9 protein-coding genes and 1 pseudogene are annotated in these 9,662 nt (G+C 39.4%); 4 read left to right on the top strand and 6 right to left on the bottom strand.

Translation table 11 applies throughout. The features are described 5' to 3' along the window. The first annotated feature begins 34 nt into the window (after positions 1–34). Entirely contained in the window at positions 35–538 is a 504-nt protein-coding gene (locus J582_RS15230; RefSeq protein ID WP_002049607.1) for a hypothetical protein, read from the top strand. A 54-nt stretch (positions 539–592) separates the two neighbouring features. Here the strand turns inward: J582_RS15230 and accC are convergent, their stop codons facing one another. From accC to J582_RS15210, 4 genes are all read right to left on the bottom strand, one after another. After that, positions 593–1,963, bottom strand: a complete 1,371-nt coding sequence (accC, locus tag J582_RS15225) for an acetyl-CoA carboxylase biotin carboxylase subunit (protein ID WP_002049609.1) — start codon at positions 1,961–1,963, stop codon at positions 593–595. 16 nt (positions 1,964–1,979) lie between these two features. Then, entirely contained in the window at positions 1,980–2,399 is a 420-nt protein-coding gene (accB, locus tag J582_RS15220; RefSeq protein WP_000354611.1) for an acetyl-CoA carboxylase biotin carboxyl carrier protein, read from the bottom strand. 17 nt (positions 2,400–2,416) lie between these two features. After that, on the bottom strand, positions 2,417–2,872 hold the full coding sequence (gene aroQ, locus J582_RS15215) for a type II 3-dehydroquinate dehydratase (RefSeq protein WP_000099412.1): 456 nt from the start codon (positions 2,870–2,872) through the stop codon (positions 2,417–2,419). A 235-nt stretch (positions 2,873–3,107) separates the two neighbouring features. Next, positions 3,108–4,436 carry a Y-family DNA polymerase gene (locus J582_RS15210; RefSeq protein ID WP_031982847.1) on the bottom strand — a complete coding sequence of 443 codons (1,329 nt, stop codon included), beginning with the start codon at positions 4,434–4,436 and terminating at the stop codon, positions 3,108–3,110. A 216-nt stretch (positions 4,437–4,652) separates the two neighbouring features. On the opposite strand from J582_RS15210, the pseudogene J582_RS26035 reads away from it, so the two are divergent. Continuing rightward, positions 4,653–4,753 (top strand): annotated as a pseudogene (locus J582_RS26035) (hypothetical protein). Between the two features lie 14 nt (positions 4,754–4,767). On the opposite strand, the gene J582_RS15205 reads toward J582_RS26035, so the two are convergent. Beyond that, a complete protein-coding gene (locus tag J582_RS15205; RefSeq protein ID WP_031982846.1) occupies positions 4,768–5,778 on the bottom strand; it encodes an ABC transporter substrate-binding protein in 1,011 nt (336 codons plus the stop codon). Then, entirely contained in the window at positions 5,779–6,369 is a 591-nt protein-coding gene (locus tag J582_RS15200) for an ANTAR domain-containing response regulator (RefSeq protein ID WP_001125253.1), read from the bottom strand. A gap of 384 nt (positions 6,370–6,753) precedes the next feature. On the opposite strand from J582_RS15200, the gene J582_RS0104760 reads away from it, so the two are divergent. After that, a complete protein-coding gene (locus tag J582_RS0104760) occupies positions 6,754–7,095 on the top strand; it encodes a hypothetical protein (protein WP_031982843.1) in 342 nt (113 codons plus the stop codon). 11 nt (positions 7,096–7,106) lie between these two features. After that, positions 7,107–9,653: a nitrite reductase large subunit NirB gene (gene nirB, locus J582_RS15195; protein ID WP_032048186.1), complete on the top strand. Its 2,547-nt coding sequence runs from the start codon at positions 7,107–7,109 to the stop codon at positions 9,651–9,653. The last annotated feature ends 9 nt before the right edge of the window (positions 9,654–9,662 follow it).

The following is a 9,662-nucleotide window of genomic DNA, read 5'->3' as shown; positions in this document are numbered from 1 at the left end:
ATGTTTTTCTAAAAAAATGTGCTAACTTAAACCCATGCGTTTAATGATTAATAAATCTATGAAAAATATTTATATTATGGGATTATTATTGGCTTGTTCTGGTTTTGCTATGGCTGAGACAGTGACTCAACAGCCAACGGAACAGCCCGTACGCACTGCTAGTAATCCTAACGCTATACGTATTGTTACGCGTCCTGAAATTATGGGATTGTGGGGAATGGAGATTCCAAATAATAAAAAATGTGTAGAGTACTATAATTTCCGTAGTAGTAATGATGTGGTGATTAAAAGCGGTGAAGAATGGTCATATGGTATTTATGAATATCAACCATCTGATGACCCTAAAGAGCAGTTATCAGCTCTAGTGATGCAGATTAAGTTTGATAATAATAAAGTTGATTGTTCTGGTCAGCAGCAAGATCAGACTGGTGATGTTTCCCAGTATTTTGTGCAATGGAAAAATGACCATACTATCAATTTCTGCTCAACTGCTAAAGGCGAGCAATGCTTTGCAACACTACGTCGCATGTTGCCATAAATTTGAATTAATAAAAAAAGCCTCTTATGTAAGAGGCTTTTTTTATTATACATATTATGCAGTTTCAGCTTTCTTTTCTTCTTCCACTTTTTTCAACAAGTGTTTTTCAAGGTAATGGATGTCCATTGCTTGTTCGCAGAAGTTTTTATCTTGCAAGATAAGATCTTTATGTAAAGGAATATTGGTTTTAATTCCTGTAAGAATCATTTCGTCTAACGCTTGACGCATACGGGCAAGCGAAGTTTCACGATTTTTACCATGAGAGATCAATTTTGCAATCATTGAATCATAATAAGGTGGAATGCTATATCCAGGATAGATATGAGAATCTAAACGAATACCTGCACCGCCTGGCGCATAAAAACTTTCAATTTTACCTGGTGAAGGTAAGAAAGTGGTTGGATCTTCAGCATTGATACGACATTCAATGGCATGGCCACGAACTTCAATATCTTCTTGTTGAAGCTCTAAGCCTAAACCAGCTGCAATACGTAATTGCTGTTCAATAATGTCAACACCAGTCACCATTTCAGTTACAGGGTGCTCAACCTGAACACGAGTGTTCATTTCAATAAAGAAGAACTCACCGTCTTCGAACAAGAATTCAAATGTACCAGCACCACGATATTGCATTAACTGACATGCATTAACACAAGCTTGTAAAATATCAGCGCGTGCTTGTTCTGGTAGATTTGGAGCAGGAGCTTCTTCTAACACCTTTTGGTGACGACGTTGTAATGAGCAGTCGCGATCATATAAATGAATCGCATGGCCGTTACCATCACCTAAAACTTGAACTTCGACATGGCGAGGTTTTTGTAAGAAGCGTTCCATGTACACTGTATCATCGCCGAACCACATTTCTGCATCACGTTGAGCTGCTTGAACTGACTCAAGTAATGTATCTACGCGTTCAACAATACGCATACCACGACCACCACCACCAGCTGCCGCTTTAACAATAAGCGGGAAACCGATTTCTTTCGCTTCAGCTAAAGCATTGTGGATAGTTACTGCATGGTCACAACCCGGTACTGTCGGTACACCAGCTTTTTTCATTGCAACAATTGCAGAAACCTTGTTACCCATTAAACGAATATGTTCTGGGCGAGGGCCAATGAATGTGAAACCTGAGCTTTCTACAATTTCAGCAAACTCGGCATTTTCTGAAAGAAAGCCATAGCCTGGGTGAATTGCATCAGCACCAGTAATTTCTGCAGCAGTAATAATTGCCGGGATATTTAAATAGCTGTCACTACTTGCACCCGGACCAATACATACTGCTTCATCAACGAAACGTAAATGCATCAAATCTTTATCAGCATCTGAATAGATACCGACAGTTTTGATTCCTAATGTTTTGCAAGCCCGGGTAATTCGTAAAGCGATTTCACCACGGTTTGCAATTAAAACTTTTTGCAACATAGTTGTCCCCGAGGTATTACGCGCGATAACGGAATAAAGGTTGACCGAATTGGATCACTTCACCATTTTTCACTAAAATTTCTTCAATCACGCCGCTTTGAGTTGCTTCAATCGGGTTCATGATTTTCATTGCTTCGATAATACCCAAAGTCTCACCAGCAGATACTGTTTGACCTACTTTAACAAATGGTGCTTCGCCTGGGCTTGGAGCAGCATAGAACACACCAACCATAGGAGAAGTTTCAACTGCTCCACGTGGTGTTTTTGCAACAGGTGCTTCAGCAACAGGAGCTGCCGGAAGTGCTACACCAGCCGCAGCAACGACAGGATTGCGACGAGTTAAAGCGATCGATTGATCACCTTCTTTAACTTCAATCGCTTGCAAGTCAGACTCAATCATTAAATCGATGAGTTTCTTAATTTTGCGGATATCCATGGGCGACTATTCCTGAACTAGTTTGGGTTAGATGGTTGAATTTTTTCAATAGCGTAATCGAGAGCAAAGCTGTAACCTTTTGCGCCTAGACCACAAATCACGCCAATTGCTTTGTCTGATAAATAAGAATGATGTCTGAAAGCTTCACGTGCGTGAACATTTGATAAATGTACTTCTATAAAGGGGATAGCAACGCCCAGTAAGGCATCGCGTAAAGCAACTGAAGTATGAGTGAGGGCAGCAGGGTTAATAATAATCAGTTTTACGCCTTCTGTTTGTGCCTGATGAATACGGTCAACAATGGCACCTTCCCAGTTGCTTTGAAAAGTATCTAGTGTAATAGAGGCTTGTTCAGCTTGAGCAATAAGTTGTTGATTGATATTGTCTAGGGTAAGATGACCATATACTTCTGGTTCGCGTTTTCCCAGCAAATTCAAATTCGGTCCATGAATTACCAAAATGGTCGAACTCATTCAGATTGCTCCAGCTCTAAAGTTGCAAATAATCTTTGCAAGATGTCTGCAAAGTTTGCTTATTATGGCATATGTTTCTACAAGTTTTTTATAATTTCTTTTAATTGTCGCAGAAAGGGTACACCAAATTCGGCTTATATATTGTAAATTTTGCGACGAATTAGCAATGTTAAAAAATGACAAAATTTCAAGTAATTTAACGGAGCTTATTTTAAACCGAATTGACAAAAACAGTTCATGTATTTTGTGTAACGAGGTCGTGAGCATCTTCAATCGTTAACATTTCATTCCAGCGAGTTAGGTAATTTTTTGAGCGATGGCATTGTTTCATTTGCCAAGATGGGTTACGTGAGTGATAGCCGACTTGTAAGTAATGACTACCAAAACGCTTACGGACTGTACCTAAAGTTTCCATCAATTGTTGTCTTTGATGAATAAGTTCTAAAGGCTGCCATAAATCATCAATATGTTGCTGACGTGCATGTAGACCACAAAATAACACGCCAATTTTTATGTAGCTTTTATTTTCTTTATATAAAACATCGATTTGCTGCATTGCAGCTTTTGTTAGTATACATAAATCATCTGTTGCATAGTGAAGACCGATAGCCTGAGAAATGGCTTTTTTATAAGGTGGCTTATCGATTTTTTCATAAAGCATGACCTGAATGCAGGAACAAAGTTGTTCTTGTTTCATTAAACGGCGATGTGCTCGATTAAGATGAAAAATAAGTGCTTGTTTAATAATCTCAATGCTGGATAAAGCTTGAGCAAAACTTCGTGATGCTAAAATCCGTTTAGTCGGAATAGCGGGATCGTCAAGTTGAATACAGGATTGGCCTTTTAGCTCACGAATGGTACGTGCCATGACCACAGAAAATGCTTTTGCCATATGGTGTTCATTGGCAAAAGTTAAGTCTAGGCAGGAGTACACTTCATAACTTTGTAGTTGTTTGACCAATTGATAGCCAATTCCCCACACTTCTTTGACTGATGTGTGCTGCATGAGATCTTCTATAATTAATGGATCTAAGGTGATAAAATTACAAATTCCCCTAAAACTTTTAATTTTCTTAGCATAGTGATTGGCAAGTTTTGCTTGTGTCTTTGAATATCCAATACCAATACAACAAGGTAAGCCTAACCATTTTAGGAGAGTGTTTCTCACCTCACTGCAGTAATCTGATATATCAATAGACTGAAGGTAAGGGGTGAGATGAATAAAGCATTCATCTATAGAGTAAGCTTCTAAGTCATCTGGAGAGAAAAAGTCACCGAGGACAGCAAAAAAGCGACGAGACATCTCGGCATATAAAGTGTAGTTGCTTGAATAAACTTGAACACCAGCTTTTAAAGCATCTTTTTCAATTTGAAACCAAGGTACTCCCATCTTGATACCTAAGAGTTTTGCTTCTTCGCTACGTGAAACAACACAGCCATCGTTGTTAGATAAAACAACTACAGGTTTATCATTGAGTTTAGGGTTGAAAAGTCGCTCACAGCTGACATAACAATTGTTAATATCAACCAGTGCATAAACTTCGCGGTGTGAGATTTCTCTCATCATTTCTTTGCCCCCCAATTTATTAATCCCAAATACATATTTTGAATTTGTAACATAATCAAGTTAACAAAATTACAGACTAATATCTAGGGGAGTTCAGGTTGTTCGTCGAAATTATAAAAAGGATGCAAGACTGCTGAATTGTCAGTTATTGATATGGAAATGAAAATGATAAGTTTTAGTTGGTTATGATCGGAAGCATAAGAACTATATTTAATGGATGAGTTGAGTCCTTTAAATATAGTAATGCGTATAACGCATTTGTCTTATGGGTCTTTCAAGCTGTCTTTGTTAATAAAGACAGCTTTTTTTTATAATGAGCTTAAGTTTTTTAGAGTTTGGCTTGATTGTAGCAATCGAGATGAATGCATTGCGCACTCAGTTCTATGATTTGATCAGGGGCTAATTGAAGCTTTTCCCATTTTTGCATTTGTTCAAATAACCAATAAAAGTCTTCAGGTTGCGGGGCAGCATTTTCTTTAACCAAGTGCTTTACAATATTTTGAATCATATGGTATTTATCAACATGCACTTCTTCAGAACAGTGAAATCGGACAATCCCGAACTCGACCAATAACTTTAAGACAGGTGTAAAATCTTTTAAATTACTCAATTCTTTTTGAGCTTTCATAATTGCCGCCGTAAGTGCAACTAAGGTTTGAGGGTGTTGTTCGGCCCATTCTTGTGTTACTGCGAGAACTTTATCTGCCACATTGGGAATAATGTCCTGACTTGAGCAAACCATTTTACTTAAGCCTAAAAGTTCTCCTTGTGTATTCCACGGCTCTCCCACACAAAAACCATCAATCACATGGTTATCTAAAGCTTCGACCATATACGGTGGGGGAAGTGCTTTGAGTTTGAGCGTTTGAGCTATTTTAGAATCTGCCAACGCAAGCCATTCTCTTAAACAATAATGATGGATTGAATGTTTAAATACATGGGCTAAGGATAGAGCATTATCTTCTTTAATGTAGCTCGTCACTTTTTGGGCGGTAGTTTGTGCATTATCGTTTTCTTGAATAGCCAGTTGATGGGTTAATTTTTGGCTTAAGCTAATAAAGGCACGGTTTTTACTTAAAATAAGAGGGGTTTGCAGTGCAATACCAATTTGGTCTGCACCCACAGCTGCAGCGGGTAGCATAGCAGATAAACAATGTGCAGCATCTAATAAACCAAAAGCTAAACGGTCGCGTAGACTTGCCCATGATGCTTCTTTGACTAGGGTAACATCTAAATCGACTTCTTCGAAGAAACCTTGCTGCTTTGCCCACAGTAAAGCGATGCAATCAAGTAAAGGAATATAGCCGAGTTGCAATTGAGTCTTTTCTAATTTGCTCATTTATTCATCCTTTAGTTGATCATTTAGTAATTTTTGAGCGTCAAGTAAACGCCGTGCCATTTCTCCAATCGTTATACGGTGACTCATGGCATTTTTTCTGAGTAATTGAAAAGCCGTATCTTCAGGTAAGCCATGCAGTTGCATGAGTAGCACTTTGGCCTTTTCAACATCTTTACGATCTGCCAGTTTGGTTTGAGCTTCTTTTAAGTCACCTTCGAGCTTTTTATGTTTTTTATATTGCTCAATTGAAATCTCTAAAATGGTATGTAAGCGGGCAGGGTCTATGCCGTCTACAATATAAGCCGTTACACCTGCATCTATCGCTTGTTTGATGGTGTCTTTATCTGAATTTTTAGTGAATAGAACAGTTGGTAGGTCATAGCTACTCACACAACTTTCAATAATGTCACGATGAGGATGATCCATGTCGAGCAAGATGACATCGGCTTGTAAATCTTCAAGACGAAAAATATTTAAGTGGTCCAAAGTAAGGCAGGCCACCACTTCAAAGTCATTTTCAAGCAGACTGTTTTTTATATAGTCGGCCCGTGCATGATCATCATCGATAAGAGCTATTTTGAGTTTTGGCATAAGTTCAGAAAATCAGGCTAAGAAAATGCGCCAATTCGACGCGTTTTTTGTTATTAAGTTTTAAGCAAGATTAGTGCCATCCAAATTTAAACAAAAAATCAGGCATGAGTGGTCCTTTACTATGTTAAAGCATTGTTTTGATCGATATTGGTGCAAAAATACGATTCATTTTGTGGCAAAACTTATTTTTGTTTAAACCATATAGAGGAGCAGCAATAGTGCAGGAAAAATTAAATCTTCTTTATGGATGAAAAGGTATTTTAGTTTAAATAATTGAAAATAATAATAAAAAATTATTAATATTAATCTTAAAAAGAATTGGCATGCAAAATGCTTAGTTAATTACAGGTCGAAGACGACCATAAGTTTTAAAGACGGCCAACGATGTCCGTTCTGATCGAATTTGTGAGTGCAACTGCACACATAAAGAATTTACGTTCAGTCGGAGTGAAGGTTATGTCTTTATTTTTATTGCATAAAAAAGTTACATCTGAATTAACTAATTTTTCAGTTCCAGCGATGCGAGCCTTCTCTATGAGGGGGCTCGCTTTTTTTATTTGTTTTTATAACTTTGCTATGCATTGGGTGTCGTCAACGAGTGGAAAAAATGGATTCCAAGCAGCTATACGCTTTGTGATGTTGATACGTTTCTCGGTAGAGCACAAGGCAAAACAACAATGTCTATTTGAGAACGTAAGAACGCAGCTTAAAAGCAACGTGATTTGAGGAGAAACACTATGAAATTGGTAATGATTGGTCATGGTATGGTGGGCCACAAATTCATCGAAGCCATTTTAGAAAAAGCAGATGATGAACTGGAAATCACAATTCTCGCAGAAGAGCCTCGTATCGCATATGACCGCGTACATTTGACTGAATACTTCTCAGGGAAATCGGCAAAAGATTTATCTTTAGCACGTTTTGATTTTGCCGATGCGTATGGCATCGACCTACGTTTAAATACTAAAGCAGTAGCGATTGATACAGCTGCACAAACCGTAACAACCAATCATGGTGATGTTATTAGTTATGACAAGTTGGTGCTGGCGACTGGTTCATATGCATTCGTTCCACCAATTCCGGGTAATGACCGTGAAAACTGTTTTGTTTACCGTACTATTGAAGACTTAGATGCGATTCGTACAGCGAGTCTCAATGCAAAAACAGGTGTAGTAATTGGGGGTGGTTTACTTGGACTTGAGGCAGCCAAAGCTTTACGTGATTTAGATTTAGAAACGCACGTTGTTGAGTTTGCACCACGTTTGATGGCAGTTCAAATTGATGACTTAGGGGGTAAGGTTTTACGCCGTAAAATTGAAGATTTAGGTGTAAAAGTTCATACACAAAAAGCGACTCAGTCTATTGAGTCTGGTGTAAATACCACTCATGTGATGAAGTTTGCCGATGGTAGTGAACTCGAAACTGATGTGATTTTATTCTCTGCGGGGATCCGCCCACGTGATGAATTAGCGCGAAATAGCGGGCTTGCGATTGGTGAGCGTGGCGGTATTGTAATTAATGATTATTGCCAAACATCTGATCAAAACATTTATGCCATTGGTGAATGTGCGCTTTGGCAAAATAAAATTTATGGCTTGGTTGCACCGGGCTATGACATGGCGCGTATTGCAGCAAAACATATTTTAGATGAAGAGTGTCATTGCTTCGCTGGCGCAGACATGAGCACCAAGTTGAAGTTGATGGGCGTTGATGTTGCTTCGGTCGGTGATGCTCATGCCATGACTCCGGGTGCATTAAGCTATTTCTATGCAGATGAGCATGCACTGATTTATAAAAAGATTGTTGTAAATGCCGACAAAACCAAATTGCTGGGCGCGGTTTTAGTGGGCGATGCGAAAGAGTACAACGACCTTTTACAAATGATGTTAAACGGTCTGGCTTTACCTGAAGTTCCTGAAAGCTTAATCATGCCTGGCTTTGAACAATCAGCAGGAAAATCTGGTGGTAGCGGAGTCGATTTGCTGCCAGACGGCGCGACCATTTGTTCATGTAACAACGTATCAAAAGCAGACATCTGCCAAGCAATTAGCGATGGTTCGACCTCTTTAGGTGCATTAAAGAAATGCACCAAAGCAGCAACAGCATGTGGTGGTTGTGCACCATTAGTGACTCAAGTATTGAAGTCAGAGTTACAGCGTCAAGGCGTGACTGTTAACAATCACATTTGCGAACACTTCCCGTACTCGCGTCAAGAGTTGTATCACTTGGTCCGTGTCAATGAAATCAAGACATTTGATGATTTGATTCATCAACATGGGCACGGTTTAGGTTGTGATATTTGTAAACCAGCCGTAGCAAATATTTTGGCATCTTGCTGGAATGATTTCGTACTTAAGCCAAGTCATGCAGGTCTGCAAGACAGTAACGACTACTACCTAGGTAACATTCAAAAAGATGGCTCTTACTCCATTGTACCGCGTATGGCAGGTGGGGAAGTCACTCCGGATGGCTTAATTGCGATTGGTCAAATTGCAAAGAAATATAACTTGTACACCAAAATTACTGGTGGTCAACGTGTTGATATGTTTGGTGCGCAAGTTCATGAGCTTCCATTCATTTGGGAAGAGTTAAATGCTGCGGGCTTCGAGTCTGGTCATGCCTATGGTAAGTCGTTACGTACAGTGAAATCTTGTGTGGGTAGCACTTGGTGCCGTTACGGGGTAGATAACTCGGTTGGTTTAGCGATTGAACTTGAAAACCGCTACAAAGGTTTGCGTTCACCGCATAAATTGAAAATGGCAGTGTCTGGCTGTACACGTGAGTGTGCAGAAGCGCAAGGTAAAGATGTAGGCGTGATTGCCACTGAAAAGGGTTGGAACCTTTATGTATGTGGTAACGGTGGTATGAAACCGCGTCATGCAGAATTACTTGCATCTGACCTCGATAAAGGAACACTTATTCGTTATATCGACCGTTTCTTTATGTTCTACATTCAAACGGCAGACCGTTTACAACGTACCAGTGTATGGCGTGACAACATGGAAGGCGGTCTAGACTACCTTAAATCTGTGATCGTTGATGACTCTCTTGGTTTAGCTGCCGAGCTTGAGCGCCGTATGGAACACATTATTGGTACATATCAAGACGAATGGCGTACAGCTGTCGAGAACCCAGAAGTTCGTAAACGCTTCCAAACCTATATCAATGCAGGAGCGAATGAACAAGCTGATCCGCACATTCAATTTACAACTGAACGTGGTCAAATCCGCCCATTAACCGAAGCTGAACGTTCAGAAGACCGTATTCCAATGGTTGAAGCATAAAGGGGAACT

It is taken from the genome of Acinetobacter sp. 1566109, assembly GCF_000582255.1.
GTDB lineage: Bacteria > Pseudomonadota > Gammaproteobacteria > Pseudomonadales > Moraxellaceae > Acinetobacter > Acinetobacter nosocomialis.
Note: the sequence above shows the minus strand (reverse complement) of the source record. Positions and strands in the feature narration are given on the sequence as shown.

Bases quoted from the DNA above. Each gene is read 5' to 3' on its own strand.
- J582_RS0104760 (WP_031982843.1), top strand. From the start codon at position 6,754: ATGTCCGTTCTGATCGAATTTGTGAGTGCAACTGCACACATAAAGAAT.
- aroQ (WP_000099412.1), bottom strand. From the start codon at position 2,872: ATGAGTTCGACCATTTTGGTAATTCATGGACCGAATTTGAATTTGCTG.
- J582_RS15210 (WP_031982847.1), bottom strand. From the start codon at position 4,436: ATGAGAGAAATCTCACACCGCGAAGTTTATGCACTGGTTGATATTAAC.
- nirB (WP_032048186.1), top strand. From the start codon at position 7,107: ATGAAATTGGTAATGATTGGTCATGGTATGGTGGGCCACAAATTCATC.
- J582_RS15200 (WP_001125253.1), bottom strand. From the start codon at position 6,369: ATGCCAAAACTCAAAATAGCTCTTATCGATGATGATCATGCACGGGCC.
- accC (WP_002049609.1), bottom strand. From the start codon at position 1,963: ATGTTGCAAAAAGTTTTAATTGCAAACCGTGGTGAAATCGCTTTACGA.
- J582_RS15205 (WP_031982846.1), bottom strand. From the start codon at position 5,778: ATGAGCAAATTAGAAAAGACTCAATTGCAACTCGGCTATATTCCTTTA.
- accB (WP_000354611.1), bottom strand. From the start codon at position 2,399: ATGGATATCCGCAAAATTAAGAAACTCATCGATTTAATGATTGAGTCT.
- J582_RS15230 (WP_002049607.1), top strand. From the start codon at position 35: ATGCGTTTAATGATTAATAAATCTATGAAAAATATTTATATTATGGGA.